Source organism: Chishuiella sp. (assembly GCF_032109125.1).
In the GTDB taxonomy this organism is placed as follows: domain Bacteria; phylum Bacteroidota; class Bacteroidia; order Flavobacteriales; family Weeksellaceae; genus Empedobacter.
Map to the genome: position 1 here is coordinate 13,000 of NZ_DAMCLZ010000005.1, position 17,658 is coordinate 30,657.

The window sequence follows — 17,658 nt, forward strand, 5'->3', positions numbered from 1 at the left end:
TTTACAAAGATAATAAAAGGTTGGTTAAGTAATGGAAAATAAAAACTATAAGTATAATTCTGTGAAATTTTTAATGAGTTGGGCGAAGAAAAGAGTCCAAAAAACTCCTAAAACAGCATTATACGTATTACTATTTTTATGTCTATCGACAATATCTGCTGGAATGATTGGTTATCATTTTAATGATTCTGAATACGCATCGAGAGCAGGGAAATTCAAAGACGACAAAAGCAAATTATTAGCTGAGTTGGAAAGAATGGAAAATGAAAATCAGCAATTACATAAAAAATTCAAAGAAGTTGAAGAAGCTTTGACAGAAATCGAAGAAAAAGATCGCAATATTTATCGTACAATTTATGATATGCGTGTCAATGAAAATATCGATTCTGTAAACAAAGAAATTGATAATTATACAGCAGAAGATATCGAAAAATTGATTGATAAAATTGAAATTGAATCAAAATCGTTGGACGAAGTATTTCGTTCGGCTGGTGTTAAAGATGCCAATTTATCATCAATGCCAGTACTAAAACCTGTTGCAGATAAATATGTAAGTAGATTAGCTTCTGGTTATGGATCTCGTTTTCACCCAATTTTGAAAGTGAATAAAATGCACAAAGGTTTAGATTTTGCAGCTTCTACAGGAACACCAATTTATGCAACTGGAGATGGTTCTGTAAAAGTTTCTGAATTTAATTCGGGTTACGGAAATATGGTGGTCTTGAAACACGGAAATGGTTACGAAAGTTTGTATGCTCACATGTCTCGTGCGAAAGTTCGTAGTGGACAAAAAGTGAAAAGAGGCGATGTAATTGGTTATGTTGGGACGACTGGATTGTCGACAGGAGCGCATTTGCATTACGAAATTCACAAGAATGGAGAACCTGTAGATCCAATTATGTATTTCTACAATGATGTAGATCCAGACGATTTCATTAAAATTTATCAAAACTCTAAAAAATTGTCATTATCTTTGGATTAAACGCTGATAATGAACGTAGACCTGCCTGATAAACTATATTACTCGATTGGCGAAGTCGCCAAAGCCTTTGATGTAAATGCATCGTTGATTCGATTTTGGGAGAAAGAATTTGAAATTATTCAACCCAAAAAGAACAAAAAAGGAAATCGATTATTTACCAAAAATGATATTGATTGTTTCAAGAATATCTATTATTTGGTAAAAATAAAAGGCTATACGTTAGAAGGTGCAAAACAAGCGATTGGTAAAAAAGGAATTGCGACAACAACAGATGAAATAGATGTTGTGAAGCGATTAGAAAATATAAAAGATGAACTCATCAAACTTAAAATGAGTTTTGAGTCGGAAGAAATTTTAGAAAAAGATGAACTGAATTAAGTTCATCTTTTTTGGTTATAAAACTTTTGTTTCAATAAATTTAAAGCCAATTGCAAGTATAAAACTTATAATGATTAGAATCCAGTTTGGTTTTAGTTTAGTTTTTAATTCAAATAGTTTCGAAAAAATTTCAATCACTCTTTCTTTGTCAATAATTAAGATAACAAAGACTAAAACTTGATAAAAAATAGAAGAATTTAGCGCAACAATTTCATAGAAATAATCTTGTAGAATAATATTGATTAAAATTGTAGTTAATAACAAGCATGCAAAAATTCTTGTCCTTCTAAAAAGTAATGTGATTGCACCAATCACTTCAAAAATTCCGATGATTATTGGATACCCTTTGGTAAAACTATAAAAATTCCACATCAATCGATGACCTTCAGAAAGATGATTATTAATGCTGTTATCCATATTTGTGAATTGAGTAGGTTTTACAATTCCATACACAAACATTGATATTGAAACCGTAAATATTGCTGACCAATAAAGTATATAGATTAGTTTTTGTTTCATTTATTTTTTAAAATTATTTAGAATAATCATTACAATTTTTATAATTAATACAATAATAGTGATTGGAAGTAAGAAGAGTAAAATGGAGTATAAACTCCAAAAATCATTTAAAATTTTAAAATATTGTAAAAAAAATAAGCTAATCAAGTAAAGCCAGAATAAAAAAACTAAAATGAGAAGGTTATTTATTTTGAATATTTTTCGTTCAACGAAATAAAAAGTCAAAATAATCAAAAGTGGTATTGCAATAGTATAAACGTAAAACATATTTTAGGTTAATAGTTGGTTATAAGCTACGATGAACTCTTCCAATTGTTGTAAAGTTACTTTATCAATAATTTTTCCTTCCGAATTTACTTTTCCTTTAACACCTTGAATGAGTAAAGTTGTTTCATTATTGAAGTTTGTCATCAACGTTTTCATTATCAATTGCAATTCTTCATGTCCTTTTTCTCCATTTGCAGACGCAGTGATAATTCCTAAAGGTTTTCCATCAAAAATAGTTGTAGAAACGCACCATTCTAATACATTTTTTAATCCACTCGGAATACTAAAAATATATTCGGGCGTACAAATAATTATTCCATCAGCTTTTTCTATTTCAGTTCTAAAACCAAGTATTTCTTGCGGCGTATTTTCGATAGAACGTTCTGGATCAAAATGAGGAAGAGTTTTTAATTCATCAAAAACAGTACATTTGAAATATTGAGATGTAGAAGAAATAAAATTTTCTATGATTTTTTGATTAGATGAATTTTCGCTTGTGCTTCCATTAATGATGAAAATATTTTTCATTTTCGTTGATTTGAACATCTAAAATAGATAATTATTCTTAACTTATCTTAAGAAAATCTTCTGCTAAGATTTCGTAAATTTACAGATTCAAACGAAAACTCAATGTACTTAATATACGATACAGAGACAACTGGTCTTCCGAAAGATTGGAATGCGCCGATTTCTGACTCCGACAACTGGCCGCGTTGTATACAAATCGCTTGGCAATTGCACGATGAAATGGGGCAAATTATTGAACATCAAGATTATTTGGTGCGTCCAGATGGTTTTGATATTCCGTATGATTCTGAACGTATTCACGGAATTTCAACTGATTTAGCAACCGAAAAAGGTGTTCCATTAAAAGAAGTTTTAGATAAATTCAACGAAGCTTTAGGTAAAGCTAAATTTATTGTTGGACAAAATTTAGGTTTCGATATTAACATTATGGGAGCCGAATTTTATCGTCTGAATTATGAAAATAATTTAGCCGAAAAACCTGTTTTGGATACCTGTACCGAGGTGACTGCTGAGTTATTGAAACTTCCTGGAGGTCGTGGAGGTCGTTACAAATTACCAACGTTAACGGAATTGCATCAATATCTTTTTGGTGTTTCGTTTGGCGAAGCGCATAACGCAACTGCCGATGTGGAGGCAACTACGCGTTGTTTTTTCGAGTTGATTCGTAAAGGTATTTTTACAAAAAACGAGTTAGAAGTTGAAGATGAATATTTTGTTCGATTTAATGCAATTAATGAAACAAATATTCAGCCAGTTGGACTAAATCACGTAAATCTTAAAAAAGCTTCACAAGAAATTGCGAAAATTAAAGCCAAAGAAGATGGAGGAGATGAGGTTATTGATATTTCGGAAGAAGTTTTAGCACAATTCGAGAAAGCAAAATTTGCACATTTACATAATCACACACAATTTTCAATTCTTCAATCGACTATTTCTGTAAACGATTTGGTGAGTGCTGCGGCAAAAAATAAAATGACTGCAGTTGCAATTACCGATCATGGAAATATGATGGGAGCTTTTCATTTTAATGCAGAAGTACAAAATCATAATAAAGCTGCAAAAGTAAAGAATGAAGAGTTAATTGCTGACGGAGCAGAACCAACGGAAGTTATCTTAAAACCTATTATTGGTTCCGAATTCTTTGTTTGTGAAAATCATTTAGACAAAACAAAAAAGGATAATGGCTATCAAATTGTAATTTTTGCAAAGAACAAAAATGGTTATCATCATTTAGCAAAAATGGCATCGAAGGCTTATACTGATGGGTTTTACTACGTGCCTCGAATTGATAAAGCGATTATTGAAGAATATAAAGAAGATTTAATTGTTTTGTCTGGAAACTTACAAGGTGAAGTTCCAAACAAAATTTTGAATCTTGGTGAAAAGCAAGCCGAAGAAGCTTTACTTTGGTGGAAAGAGCAGTTTGGTGATGATTTTTACATCGAATTGATGCGCCACGGACAAGAAGATGAAGATCGTGTTAATCAGACTTTGCTTGCGTTTGCGCGTAAACACAATGTAAAAGTTGTTGCGACAAATAATACGTATTATATCAATCAAGACGATTCGAATGCACACGATATTTTGTTGTGTGTGCGCGATGCAGAAAAACAATCAACGCCAATTGGTCGTGGTCGTGGATTCCGTTTTGGTTTGCCAAATCAAGAATATTATTTTAAGTCGGAAGCAGAAATGAAACAATTGTTTCAAGACATTCCCGAAGCAATTATTAATATTCAAGAAATTGTTGATAAAATAGAAGAATACACGCTTTATCGAGATGTATTACTTCCAAAATTTGATATTCCCGAAGAATTTCATCACGCAGAAGATGATGAAGATGGAGGGAAAAGAGGTGAGAATGCTTATTTAAAACATTTAACCTACGAAGGTGCAAAAATTCGTTATCCAGAATTGACAGACGAAATTAAAGAACGTTTGGATTTCGAATTAGCCACAATTGAAAAAACAGGTTATCCTGGTTATTTCTTGATTGTACAAGATTTTATTGCTGCGGCGCGTAAAATGGGCGTATCGGTTGGTCCAGGTCGTGGTTCGGCGGCAGGATCAGCAGTTGCTTATTGTTTATGGATTACCAATTTAGATCCAATTCAGTACGATTTACTTTTTGAGCGATTCCTAAATCCTGATCGTGTATCTATGCCCGATATCGATATCGACTTTGATGACGAAGGTCGATCGTTGGTAATGGATTATGTGATTGATAAATATGGAGCAAATCAAGTAGCGCAAATCATCACTTATGGTACAATGGCGGCGAAATCTTCGATTAAAGATACGGCGCGTGTATTGGATTTACCATTGTTTGATGCGAACCGTGTTGCAGGTTTGATTCCGAATATGAAGTTATCTAAAATCTTCAATTTAGATGAAGCTGCATTAAAAGGAGCCTTAAAACCAGAAGAGTTTGATGCTGTAAGCGAATTAAAACGTTTATCGAATGGAGACGATTTAGCTGCGGAAACTATTCAGCAAGCAAAAATCTTAGAAGGTTCTGTTCGTAACACGGGAATTCACGCGTGTGGGGTAATTATTACGCCAGATGATATTACGAATTTCGTACCTGTAACAACAGCTAAAGATTCAGATTTATATGTAACGCAGTTTGATAACTCGGTTGCAGAAAGTGCCGGATTATTGAAGATGGACTTTTTGGGGTTGAAAACCTTAACCTTGATTAAAGATACCATCAAATTAGTAAAAGCGAGAACAGGAATCGAAATCAATCCGGATGAAATTCCGATTGACGACGAAAAAACATATGAGCTTTTCCAGCGTGGCGAAACGGTTGGGGTTTTCCAATACGAGTCACCCGGAATGCAAAAATACATGAAGGATTTACGTCCGACAGTTTTCGCGGATTTAATTGCCATGAATGCCCTTTATCGTCCTGGGCCTATCGAATATATTCCGTCGTTTGTTCGCCGTAAAAATGGTGAAGAACCAATTCAGTACGATTTGGATGCGATGGAAGAATATTTATCAGAAACCTACGGAATTACGGTTTATCAGGAGCAAGTAATGTTGCTTTCGCAAAAATTAGCAGGTTTCTCGAAAGGTGATGCCGACGTTTTGCGTAAAGCAATGGGGAAAAAGCAAAAAGCTGTCTTGGATAAAATGAAACCAAAATTTGTTGCGCAAGCTTCAGAAAAAGGGCATGATCCTAAGATTTTAGAAAAAGTTTGGACAGACTGGGAAGCCTTTGCATCCTATGCCTTCAATAAATCGCACTCGACGTGTTATGCATGGGTAGCGTATCAAACAGCTTATCTGAAAGCACATTATCCAGCAGAATATATGGCGGCTGTTCTTTCAAATAATATGAATGATATCAAGCAAGTGACCTTCTTTATGGAAGAGTGTAAGCGAATGGGATTGGCGGTTCTTGGTCCAGATATCAATGAATCGATTACGAAGTTTAACGTAAACGAAAATTATGAAATTCGTTTTGGAATGGGAGCTGTAAAAGGTGTTGGGCAAGCCGCAGTAAACTCGATAATTTCTGAACGTGAAGCAAATGGTCCGTTCAAAGATATATACGACTTTGTTAAACGTGTCGAATTGCGAACAGTGAACAAAAAAACAATCGAAAACTTAGTTTTAGCTGGAGGTTTTGATTCGTTTGAATTTCATCGTGGACGTTATTTTTTTATCGATAATACGACAACTAATTTGGAAAAATTAATCAAATATGGAGGAAATTATCAGGAGCAAAAAAACTCTTCTCAAACTTCTTTATTTGGTGATTTTGGAGGTGATTCTGTTGTAGAAGATGTGGTTCCGATGTTGCCAGATTGTGAGAAATGGAATATGTTACAACGTTTGTCGAAAGAGAAAGAAGTTGTTGGAATTTATATTTCTTCGCATCCTTTGGATGATTTCAAACATGAGTTGAAAATGGCTTCAAATTGTAGTATTTCTGATATCAATGCGAATGAAGATAATTTTGTTAACAAAGAAGTTTCAATTTGTGGAATGATGTCAAATATTCAACATAGAATTGCCAAAAATGGAAACGAATTTGGTATTTTTACGTTTAGTGATTACACCGATTCGATGGATATCATGGTTTTTGGTAGCGATTATATGAAATATAGACACTTTATGCAGGAAAATATGTTCTTGAATTTGAAATTGAATATCTCGAAAAAAGAATTCAAAGACAAAGAAGGAAATGTAACGCAAGGTCGTGTGTATAAAAACATCACAAATATTTTGTTGTTGAATGAAATTGTTGAAAAACAAGCCGAAAAAATGACGGTGAAGATTGAAGTTCCAGAATTTTCGGAAGAAACATTTAGCAAATTATCAGATATTATGTTCAAATATCAAGGAGATAAATTATTAAAAATTCAATTAATTGATCCAAAAGATTATTTGAATAATTTAGATTTACCAGCAAGTAAAATCAAAATTAACATTTGTCGAGATTTGTTGAAAGAATTAGATGAATTGCAGGAAATTACATTCAAACTGAATTAATTATTCGTTTCATCTATTCAATAATTGATAGATAATATGAACGAAATTTTTCAAGAATAAAATTTTATGTAGATTTGTAAACTTAAGATTAGATAAAAAAATATAAGATTATGGCATTAGAAGTAACAGACGCATCATTTGCATCAGATATTATAGAGTCAGGAAAACCAGCAATGGTTGATTTTTGGGCTGTTTGGTGTGGTCCTTGTAGAATGGTTGGTCCAGTTGTGGAAGAGCTTGCTTCAGAATATCAAGGAAAAGCAGTTATTGGTAAAGTTGATGTAGACACAAACCAAGAAGTTGCTGCGAAATATGGAATCCGCAACATTCCTACAATTTTATTCTTCAAAGACGGAGAAGTAGTAGACAAAGTTGTTGGAGTTGTTCCAAAAGAGCAATTAGTAGAAAAATTAAACGCGATTTTATAATAAATTAAATCGTTGATTTTGAAATAAAAGAATCTCGGATGCAAAATTTCCGAGATTTTTTTTGAAAAAAGTTTAGGTTTTATCAGAAAACCCCCTATATTTGCAATCCGAAATCGATACAGATTTTGATCCGGTAGTTCAGTTGGTTAGAATACTTGCCTGTCACGCAAGTGGTCGCGGGTTCGAGTCCCGTCCGGATCGCAAAAAGTTAGTTCTTTTACACAATATATTTTTTATAATTTCTGATCCGGTAGTTCAGTTGGTTAGAATACTTGCCTGTCACGCAAGTGGTCGCGGGTTCGAGTCCCGTCCGGATCGCAAAAAGTTAGTTCTTTTACACAATATATTTTTTATAATTTCTGATCCGGTAGTTCAGTTGGTTAGAATACTTGCCTGTCACGCAAGTGGTCGCGGGTTCGAGTCCCGTCCGGATCGCAAATTCATTCTGTTGAATTTCAATGTTATTGATTGCCAAAGATTTAACATTAAAAGAAAATGGAACGAAAGCTAAAAATACAAGAACGATATCCTGTATATGGAACGAAATTGGCACGAAAAAAAGTTCGTCCAATGAATTATCGATTCAAATTGCACAATCATGTGCGTAAAACAGATGGAAAAGTAAAACTAAATCTATTTGTAACTCACTCTGGAAAATCAGAAACAATCCCAATTTCAAATGTTTTAATTAATCCTAATAAATGGAATAAGAAAAAACAACGTTTAAATGCTCGTGTATCTGAAGATATTGATGTAAATGCAGTATTAGATCAAATTGAAGAAAAAATCCTTCAAATAAAGAATAAATATGCTATAGACAATTCAATATTAACTGCTGAAAAATTTGTTGAAGAATATTTATATTTTAATGCTAATATTGATTTTTTAGTATTTATGGATGTACAAGTAGAAAGGGAAAAAGATTTTTTGAAAAAGGCTACTTATCTCTATTATTTCAATGTTTTAAAAAAATTAAAGAATTGGAAAAAAGAAATAATTTTTAAAGAAATCAATGATGTTTTTTTTGAGGACTATACTGCATATTGTAAATCATTAGGTAATCAAACTAATACTATATCAAGAAACATTAGAGCTATAAAAAAGTATCTTAAAAAAGCTCTTAAAAAAGGTATTAAAATTAATATTGATTTAGAAGATGTAAAGACTAAACAAATCAATTCAACTAGAAATGATTTAAGTATATCTGAAGTAAGATTATTATTACAAGAATTTTATAAAAATCAATTACCTTTTAGAGCTCAACAAAGTTTAGGGTTATTTTTATTTAGTTGTTTTACAGGCCTTAGATGGAATGAATTAAATAATTTTTCTCTTGATAACATTTATAAAAAATATATTGTTATTTGGCAAGAAAAAACCGAGAATCCATTAAGAATACCTTTAACATTAGAAGCTTCTGATATTGCTGAAGCAATAGATTGGAATAGAAAAATTTCGTACCAATGTTGGTTAAAATATTTAAAAGAAGCTGCATTATTACTTGGATTTAATAAAAAAATTTCGTTCCATGTTGGACGCCATACATTTGCAACAAATTACATGCGAACAAATGGAAATGTTGTGAAATTAATGGTTTTATTAGGGCATAAGAAAATATCTACTACCCAAATTTATGTTCACATGACTGGAATGGAACAAGATGATCATATTCATAAGTTATCTAATCTATATGCAATAGGAAGTGGGCTTTAATGCCCACTTTTATCTTAAAACTAATGTTTCTACACTAACTTCTTCAATATTATTTTCTATATCTCTTTGAATTTTTTTTACAAAATGGATATTACCATAACAATATTTTTCTTTTTTAATATTAAAAGGATCTAAGAACCTTGTTTTTGTTTCAAATTCCCAAGAATATTGCACAGTTTTAATACGAAATCTTATCCATGTTTTATAAAATTCTTCAGTTATAGATGGTGTTTGAAAATCTATCATATCAACTGTTTGATTATCATTTGTACTATCATTTCTTAAAACTGCATATATATTACTTACATCATCTTTATATATATAGGCAGACATTTGATTATTTCTCATTAATAAAGGTAATGGAGTTGAATCTATGTTGATAGTAGTAGTGTTATCGTTGATAATAAAATTTTCAGTATAATATCCATTTTGATTTATAAAAGTTTGAATCAATGGATAGTTTTCATCATCTGAATTTTTAAATTTTAAAAGATAAGAATCTCCTAAATTTGTTGATCTTTCTTTTTCATACACCTCTGTAAAAGTCCAGTCTTCTGGATTTTTTTTAGAACGTAAATATTTTTCCTTTAAATTCATTGATACAACACCATTATTTTTTACAGTAAAATCTACATTAAACCAATTTATTGTCGCTTGAATAAAGGTACCTTGAGTTGTATCAGGTAATGCTAATTTTAAATCAATAATGTTAGAATCTACAGTATAACTTATCAAATTACCATTATCATCAAATAATTCAATAGGAGTAATTAAAATTTCAGTTTTTTCAGAATCTCTTTGATAATCATAAGCTATTAATTTTAATTTAGAACCTCCTTTTTTTGTTTTGAAAGTAAAATCTACATTATAACTAGCTCGACCAGATTTTGACCAAATTAATTGATCATCTAAGTAGATGTAAGCTCTAACATCATGATGTTTTCTGTTCCAATTATGTATAATGCCTTTTAAACGAAATTGCCCAAAAAAATTAATTTCCTGAGTTGATTCCCATCGTCCATATTGCCATCCTTTACCAAGTCTATTTCTGAAACCTTCACGAATATAACTCTCTAAACCAATAGTCCAATCAATTGTTTGAGGGCGATCTTTTAATTCAAATTTTTTACCTGATGTTAAAATTAATTTCTTTAATTTATCAACATTATAAATATCTCCTTCAAGTTTGTAACCTGCCTGTGTTATTACTTGTTCTAATACATATAACCAATACATATATGGACGAATAATAGTTCTATTATAAATAATGTTATTCGTCGTATCTATTTCATTAACTAACCAAGTATTATTTTCTTTTAAATTGATTGAACCTTTAAAATTTGCAAAATTTAAATCATCAGTTGAATATTGATCTGTGTGTATACAAGGAAAATAATAATTTACTTCTGGATAAAATTTAGAATTAATTTCAGTAGCATGATTTCTAATATTGCTTACATTAATATCTGGTAAATTAAGATCAGATAATTTTTTATCCCAATTAGGGAAATTTTCTTGACCATAAAAAATTGAAAATGAAAAGAAATTATTATCTAAACTCACAATTTCAAATCTAGCAGAAAAAATTTCATTATTTAAATTTACTACTACATCATATCTAACTTCATATTCTTCAGCATTATTAGACTTATATTTTAAAAAAAACGGATGAATGTCATAAGGTAATTTTTCAGGTAAAGTGTATGCAGAAACTAAGCTATCTGTAAACCAATTATTTTCTTCAGTAAATTGAATTCGCCTATTTGTTAAATCTATATGAAATTGATTATCAATTTCTGTAACTCTTATCATAAGTATCTGGGTTAATGTGAAATTCTAAATCATAGCTGTAAAGTTCATCTGTACTATCAAATAATTCTAATTTTTCAGTTGTTGGTATTATCTCAATAATTTCATTTGATTTTATAAACCAACATTTAGGAGATGATAATATTTCATTAATTATCTCTATATCATCATTTGTTATTACGCCTGTATTTATATTTAAGGTGTTAGTTCTTGTTGAATCAACATTTTTTATTGTACTTTTTTTAGGGATAAAAGTTGTATAATTCATAGAAATAGGAAAAGAATATTCTCCTGTAATTTCAAATATTTTTAATAAACCCCAATAATCAATAAATGATATAAAATTTGAATTTAAAGTATCTGGAAAAATTTGGTATCTTATAACCTGTACACCTAATTGAAATTCAACCATATCACCTATATTACATTTTATTGCAGAAAAGTCTATATAAACACTAAATATTGAAAGTTTAGCATTTTGTATAATTGGTATGTCTAATTCTTGAATAATACCATTTATATAAACTTTAATACCTTCTGATTTATCATATAAATATGATAGTATAGTTTTTCCATTAACTGTTGCTCTTAAAGTCTTATTAACATGATTACCTAAAAATCCAATATTTTGATTTGTTAAAGTTAACGGCCTATGACCTTTTATAAATAGTTGTGTGGGTATAGAATACCAAAAAACATTTTCTTTGGTTGTAAAATTAATTTCTGTAACTTCTAAAGTTACACGAGCAAAATCATACATTTTCTTTTTATCTACAGTTTTAGAGGTAATTTTTAAATCATTAATTTGATCTTCATATAGTAGAAAATAATCATGAATATATTCTCCCAAATTAAAAGATGTTTTATTATTTATAAAATATAAATTAAGGGATTCATTAATTGAGATAACTTTACCTGTATTGTTATAAACTAATCCTTGTAATGTTATATTCAAATAATTATTTTCATTTCTTTGATAAGCTGAAAAATTTAATAATTCATTTTCCATTGAAAAATGGATATCTTTATTATAATCTGAATTCCAATAACTATATAATTCAAAATCAACATTTATTTTAACTTCTGTATCAGAATCTTTAAATATTATTTCACCAAAATAGCTACCTATTTCAAGTTCTATATTTTTTGTTGTAGATCTTATCAAATATCTTTTAACATTAGATATTTCTGTATCTAATGTAATTTCTAACCAATTAGGTTTAGAAATAGTAATAGGTTTTGGTGTGTAAACTATAATACTTTGCCAATCTCCAAGAGGTAAACTTTCTAAATGAGAAAATGATAAAGTATTTGTATCTGTTTCTAATTTATCTGTATTTGTTTGTAATATATTTAATATTAAAGTAGATAATGTCTGATTTACTTTTCTAAAAGATAGTGAAGTACTATTGATACCATATTCTAGTTGATTAGAATCATCAACTGTAAATATTAATTGTCTTGTTCCAGCTGGAAATGTTTTAGGTAATTTTTCTCCATTTGCTAAAATATATGTAGGTCCATTTATGGTGTAATCTGTATCACTATTTACGTTTATTTTACTAGATGTTGAAATATTGTTATTTCTAGTATAGTGGATTGAATCTGAATTTTTGTCAATCGAAAATTTGTAAGTAGTTGGTAAATTAACAGATAACCTAACATCAATTGAAGATGATGCTAATGTAGACCATGGATCATTTCCTTTTTTACCAGAAATTATTACAGAAAAATAACCTGTATAATATCCATTTGGTACATTAGATAAATCTTTAGTTTTTATCTTAGGTGTACCTTGCCAATTACTACTACCAGATAGTAATATTTCATCAGAACCATCTATCTCAAATAAATCATACCCATACTGAGATGTGGAGCAACTAAATTGTATTCTATAAACAGTAGCATTAGGATCTACACCTCCTTGATATGTATTAACAGCTATACTACTATTTTTAGATGTATTATCAGATAAATTAAAATTTACTTGTGAAGGTGATATTTTAATAATGTAATTATAAGAATTACCTCCAACATTTCCATCATCTACGGAAAATCCTGTATCTGGTTTTATTGCCATTACATTTTTGTTTTTGATATAAATTGTTGATATTTTTTTTGCCCATTAGATATGTTTTGTTGAAATCTCATATCATTTATAAGATGAGCTTTGACACCGTTTGTTTTTAGTTCATTCAACATTTCATAATTAGCAGACAATAAAGCAATCATTTGAGAATTATCTATTGACGCATAATTAGGATTTATTCCATTTTCATAACCTGGAGATTTAGTCCCATTTATACTATTCATAACTGCTGATTTTAAACTTGGTGAAAAACCTTTCCAATCAGGACCAGAAATTATTACTTCTGGAAAAAATTGTCCTTGTTCACCTGCAAGAAAATGTGTTGGTTTATTTACTAAACCAGATTTAGCAATTCCTCCTTTCTTAGCTCTGAAATTTTTTCCATCTTGGGCTCTTTCAATATTAATATAACCATCTTCATAACCTTGTGATGGTAATGGTTGTTTTGCAATTAAAGCTGTTTGAAATAATCCCATTGCACCAACTATACCAGCTAATGCAAAATTGGCTGGAGTCCAAGGTTTATTACCTAAAGCTCCTACAACTGCTGCAGCTGTACCAGTAACAGATGAAATTAAATCCATTTGTTTTTGGCGTTTAGCCTGTTTATATTCTACTTCAGCTTTCTTTTTATTATAAGCATCTTCTAATTTTTCTACTTCAGTATTATAAGTAGCTTGGGAAATATAACCTTGATCTAATTGTTTCTGAAGGTCTGTTTTTCTTTTTTCGGTATTTTTTTGAAATCTCTCTAATTGTCTATTTTCATTAGCAGCTACAAAGGAATAATATTGTCCAAAAGCATTTTGTAATGCTCCTACAACAGCTACAATTTCTTGTAATCCTATTTTACCTGCAGATATATTATCATATAATTGTTGCCACTGATCAACAGACATTCCTAATAAATCTGTTTGTCCTGCTAATAATGATTTAGATTTTGTATTTTCTTCATCATTTTCAGATGAACTTAATTTGAATTTCTCTATTCCTAATTCATTTAGCTTATTTTTTACTTCATCCAATTGTTTCAACATTTCTTTTTGTTGATCTGGATTTAGTAATGAGAAATCTAAAGTGTCAATATCAGAACCATTTATTATATTATTTAGTTTAGTAATACCTTCTTGAACTAATGAAATTTCTAAGTCTAATTCTTCTTGTCTTTGTTGCTTGGTTAATGCTTTTTTTACTTCAGAAAATGTTTTAATACGTTTTAGCTCTTTATCAGATAAAGTTTTTCTCAGTAAATTTTTACCTGTTTCTAAGTTAGTAATTGAAGACAATTCTTCATTCTGCTGATATTTTAATTCTTGTTTTTGTTTTTCTACTGATTGCAAATAATCATCATAAGATTTTAAATCAGCTTTACTTTGTATATGGCCAAATTCTACCCAAAAATTTAATTCAGATTGAGTAATTAATTTGTTTATTTCAGCATTTTTTGTTTCAAATGTTGTTTTCATCGTATCTATATTCTTAATAATAGCGTCATATTCAGCTATTGATGTAGAATCTTTTGAATTAGATTTTAATGAAGTATATTTAGCTTTATCATTTGATAATGCAGTGAAAGTAGATTCATTTACTTTTTGAGATTCTAAATCTTCTTTTTCTCTTGAATGTTTTAATTTTAATAAAGAAATTTCTTTATCAAAACCTTCATTCATTAAATTTATTTCAGCATCTTGTAAATCTCTTTTTATTTTTAAAATCTCTTCATTATTTTTTTGTTGATCTTTTAATAAATCATCTAAGTATTTTTTACGATCATTTTTTTCTTTTTCAGCTGCTTTTTCAGCTGCTTTTCTTAGTTTTTCAGCTTCTTGTTCTTGCTTTTTTCTTGCTTTTTCATTTGCCTTATCGTTATTTGATAAATTAAAATCTGTCGTTTTAGCTGAAGATTCAGTATTTAAATCTAATCCTAATAATGAATTAAGTATTTCTGTATCTGCTTTTTGTTTCTGTAATGTTTGTTTATACTCATTACTATTTTTATTTAATGTTTTTAAAAGAGATCCTGATTTTTCTAAACGTTTTTGAACTTCTGTTATTTGTTTTTCTTGGGAATTATTTAGTGAATTAATTTGATTTGTAACTTGATTATTTTTTTGACTTAAATCATCTATTTCTGTTTGAATAACTTTTTGATTTCTTCCTATATCAAATCCAAATGCTTTACCATCAGAACCCCAACCATTACCTGTGCTTTTAGTATTTTTTTTCTCTGTTTTTAAAGCATCTATTTTATTGTTATTTTTTATTTGTTCAGTATATAATTCAGCTTTATATGCGACAATAGCTTTTGCTTTTGCTAAATCATCAATATGTTTTATGTAACTTTTTATTAAAGAAATTCCTTCTTTTGTTGTGATGTTTTCTAAAGTCAACGTGTCTAAATAACCATTTGTTATTTTCTTTAATAATTCTAAAGCCCTTTGTTTTTGCTCTAAAGATGTATTTTCATCTTTAAGTACAGATAATAAATTTTGAATTCTATTTTTTTGCTCAGAAGTCGATTCAGAGGCTTCATTTTGAATTTTTACTGATGCAGACATTACATCGTTAGCTGATTCTGTATTATCTTTTAATAATACATATGATGCTGCCAATGCTACAACTAATGCTGTTACTGCACCTAATGGAGATGCAGATAAAGTACTATTTAATAATCTTAATTGTGCTATTGCAGCTTTTATATTTCCTGCTAATAACATTTTAGCTATTGCTAATCCTTCTGTTCTTATAATAGCAATAGCTGCTAATGCATTTTGTACTTTTAGTTGCAGATTGTAAAGAATGGTATTTGCTTGAGCTCTGGCAGTCCAAATAGAATATAATTTAATTGCAGTATTATATGAAACTAACCCTGAAACTAAAATTAAAATCATTTTGGATAATAAAATGATATTATTTCTCCAAGATGTTGTTTGATGATCTGTATCTTCAACTGCTCCAATAAATTTAGCAAATAAAGTAACACATGTTGTTAGCCATGAAACTAAAGTATCTGAAGTGAACCAACTTTGTACTGTATTCTTAATTTTATCTAATGTTGCCTGTAAATTGTTATTTTTAATATTAAATTCATTTGTCAATGATGTTGCTTCTTGCATTGCAATATTAGCAGTTAACTGTCTATCTTTTAAAATATCTACATTAGAAGCTAATGCAGATAAAGCTGCAACACCACGTGTACCTCCTGCATCTAATTCGTCCATTTTAATAGTCATAGCTTGTAATCCAGCTTCTGAACCATTTAAACCTTCTAAAAATTTGATAATAGCAGCATTGGAATCTGTATTTAATAATTTATTAAAATCTTGTAATGACATTCCTGCAATTTTTGCATATTCAGAAGGATCTTTAAACATGTCTAACAGTACTTTATTCATTGCTGTGGAAGATACTTCTGCAGATTGTCCAATTTCATCAAAAGTTGCAGCGTAACCAATGTTATCAGATGCTGATATTTTAGCCTGAGAAGCTACTCCAGCCATTCTATTCATGTAATCAACTAAAAAACTAGCTTGATTAGCTCCAGATGCTGAAACTTCATTAATAGCAGATCCGAGAGCCTCCATCGATCCTTCAAAATCTTTTCCTGTTTCAGTAGCTACTTTATATGTAGTAACTAATTTTCCGACATCACGTATTTGAGATTCAGAAAGATCATCACCTAATGCAACTTTTAACCTATCAGCAACAACCATAAATCCTTCTACAGATTGTAAGCCTTCTTTACCTAGTCGACCTGCTTCTTCTGCTAATTTTAATAATTCAACTCTGGAAGTACGTGTATCTAGTTTATTAATATGTTGATTTAATTGTTGAATTTCTTGAGCTGTCAAACCTGTTGTTTTCATGACATCAGCTTCTGAGTCAGCTAATTTTCCATTAAAATCTATCCATTTTTGAAAAGAATAAGTAAGTCCAGTAATTGTGGCCGTTATAGATAATAAAACAGTTTGGTAGCGTTGTAAAAATCCACTAGCAGAACTAAATGCAGATCTTTGTTGAGATCCTAAAGAATTCATTCTAGTAAGTTGAGCATTAACTTCTGCTAATTGTTCTTTTAATTTATTTCTATCATTAGAATTCAACATTTTACTTAAAGCTAATTGAAGTTCTTTTGCTCTAGCTTTAAGTTGTTGACTTGTCATTTCATTAACTTTTAATGCTGAAGTTAATTGAGAGATTTTATTTCTATTATTATCTAATTCTTTATTATAGTTACTAAGTTGTGATTGAAGATTTTTATATTCATCTGAATTTTTTGATTGTGCAGAACGATATTTTTTCATTTCATCTTGCACATTTTTAATAGATGTTTTTAATTCATTATTTCTTTTTTGAAGATTAAAAATTTCTTTTTGTCCTTCATTCCCATTTACAGAAATATTTAACCGAATATCTTCTTCATGTATTTTGTTTGCCATATT

General features: G+C 29.6%; 10 protein-coding genes and 3 tRNA genes. 8 read left to right on the plus strand and 5 right to left on the minus strand.

Features of this window, described 5'->3' with window-relative positions:
- The first annotated feature begins 31 nt into the window (after positions 1-31).
- Both RT575_RS07005 and RT575_RS07010 read left to right on the plus strand, forming a co-directional pair.
- Positions 32-982, plus strand: coding sequence for a M23 family metallopeptidase (locus RT575_RS07005; RefSeq protein WP_038330999.1), 951 nt, complete (start codon positions 32-34; stop codon positions 980-982).
- 9 nt (positions 983-991) lie between these two features.
- Positions 992-1,360 (plus strand): MerR family transcriptional regulator, encoded by a 369-nt coding sequence (locus tag RT575_RS07010; protein ID WP_038331000.1) that lies wholly within the window; start codon positions 992-994, stop codon positions 1,358-1,360.
- A gap of 15 nt (positions 1,361-1,375) precedes the next feature.
- Here RT575_RS07010 and RT575_RS07015 read toward each other — a convergent pair whose 3' ends face one another.
- Both RT575_RS07015 and RT575_RS07020 read right to left on the minus strand, forming a co-directional pair.
- Positions 1,376-1,879: a hypothetical protein gene (locus RT575_RS07015; RefSeq protein ID WP_038331001.1), complete on the minus strand. Its 504-nt coding sequence runs from the start codon at positions 1,877-1,879 to the stop codon at positions 1,376-1,378.
- 270 nt (positions 1,880-2,149) lie between these two features.
- On the minus strand, positions 2,150-2,674 hold the full coding sequence (locus RT575_RS07020) for an NADPH-dependent FMN reductase (RefSeq protein ID WP_115001941.1): 525 nt from the start codon (positions 2,672-2,674) through the stop codon (positions 2,150-2,152).
- A 102-nt stretch (positions 2,675-2,776) separates the two neighbouring features.
- Between RT575_RS07020 and dnaE the strand changes: the two genes are divergently transcribed.
- From dnaE to RT575_RS07050, 6 genes are all read left to right on the plus strand, one after another.
- Complete coding sequence (gene dnaE, locus RT575_RS07025; RefSeq protein WP_114998805.1) at positions 2,777-7,177, plus strand: DNA polymerase III subunit alpha; 4,401 nt, start codon at positions 2,777-2,779, stop codon at positions 7,175-7,177.
- 110 nt (positions 7,178-7,287) lie between these two features.
- Entirely contained in the window at positions 7,288-7,605 is a 318-nt protein-coding gene (gene trxA, locus RT575_RS07030) for a thioredoxin (protein WP_291101638.1), read from the plus strand.
- A gap of 127 nt (positions 7,606-7,732) precedes the next feature.
- A tRNA-Asp gene (locus RT575_RS07035) sits at positions 7,733-7,806 on the plus strand.
- A gap of 43 nt (positions 7,807-7,849) precedes the next feature.
- Positions 7,850-7,923, plus strand: a tRNA-Asp gene (locus RT575_RS07040).
- A gap of 43 nt (positions 7,924-7,966) precedes the next feature.
- Positions 7,967-8,040 (plus strand) — tRNA-Asp (locus RT575_RS07045).
- 60 nt (positions 8,041-8,100) lie between these two features.
- Entirely contained in the window at positions 8,101-9,318 is a 1,218-nt protein-coding gene (locus RT575_RS07050) for a tyrosine-type recombinase/integrase (protein WP_313579777.1), read from the plus strand.
- A 9-nt stretch (positions 9,319-9,327) separates the two neighbouring features.
- Here RT575_RS07050 and RT575_RS07055 read toward each other — a convergent pair whose 3' ends face one another.
- The 3 genes from RT575_RS07055 to RT575_RS07065 are packed head-to-tail and all read right to left on the minus strand — an operon-like array spanning position 9,328 to position 17,655.
- Positions 9,328-11,130, minus strand: coding sequence for a hypothetical protein (locus tag RT575_RS07055; RefSeq protein WP_313579779.1), 1,803 nt, complete (start codon positions 11,128-11,130; stop codon positions 9,328-9,330).
- Positions 11,108-13,207 carry a hypothetical protein gene (locus RT575_RS07060; RefSeq protein ID WP_313579780.1) on the minus strand — a complete coding sequence of 700 codons (2,100 nt, stop codon included), beginning with the start codon at positions 13,205-13,207 and terminating at the stop codon, positions 11,108-11,110. Before RT575_RS07060 ends, RT575_RS07055 begins: the two co-directional genes overlap by 23 nt.
- Positions 13,207-17,655, minus strand: coding sequence for a phage tail tape measure protein (locus RT575_RS07065; RefSeq protein ID WP_313579782.1), 4,449 nt, complete (start codon positions 17,653-17,655; stop codon positions 13,207-13,209). The genes RT575_RS07060 and RT575_RS07065 overlap by 1 nt, the downstream gene beginning before the upstream one ends.
- Positions 17,656-17,658 lie beyond the last annotated feature (3 nt).

Excerpts from the sequence above, each read along its gene's own strand:
- RT575_RS07005 (WP_038330999.1), top strand. The coding sequence starts at position 32 with ATGGAAAATAAAAACTATAAGTATAATTCTGTGAAATTTTTAATGAGT.
- RT575_RS07010 (WP_038331000.1), top strand. The coding sequence starts at position 992 with ATGAACGTAGACCTGCCTGATAAACTATATTACTCGATTGGCGAAGTC.
- RT575_RS07015 (WP_038331001.1), bottom strand. The coding sequence starts at position 1,879 with ATGAAACAAAAACTAATCTATATACTTTATTGGTCAGCAATATTTACG.
- RT575_RS07020 (WP_115001941.1), bottom strand. The coding sequence starts at position 2,674 with ATGAAAAATATTTTCATCATTAATGGAAGCACAAGCGAAAATTCATCT.
- dnaE (WP_114998805.1), top strand. The coding sequence starts at position 2,777 with ATGTACTTAATATACGATACAGAGACAACTGGTCTTCCGAAAGATTGG.
- trxA (WP_291101638.1), top strand. The coding sequence starts at position 7,288 with ATGGCATTAGAAGTAACAGACGCATCATTTGCATCAGATATTATAGAG.
- RT575_RS07050 (WP_313579777.1), top strand. The coding sequence starts at position 8,101 with ATGGAACGAAAGCTAAAAATACAAGAACGATATCCTGTATATGGAACG.
- RT575_RS07055 (WP_313579779.1), bottom strand. The coding sequence starts at position 11,130 with ATGATAAGAGTTACAGAAATTGATAATCAATTTCATATAGATTTAACA.
- RT575_RS07060 (WP_313579780.1), bottom strand. The coding sequence starts at position 13,207 with ATGGCAATAAAACCAGATACAGGATTTTCCGTAGATGATGGAAATGTT.
- RT575_RS07065 (WP_313579782.1), bottom strand. The coding sequence starts at position 17,655 with ATGGCAAACAAAATACATGAAGAAGATATTCGGTTAAATATTTCTGTA.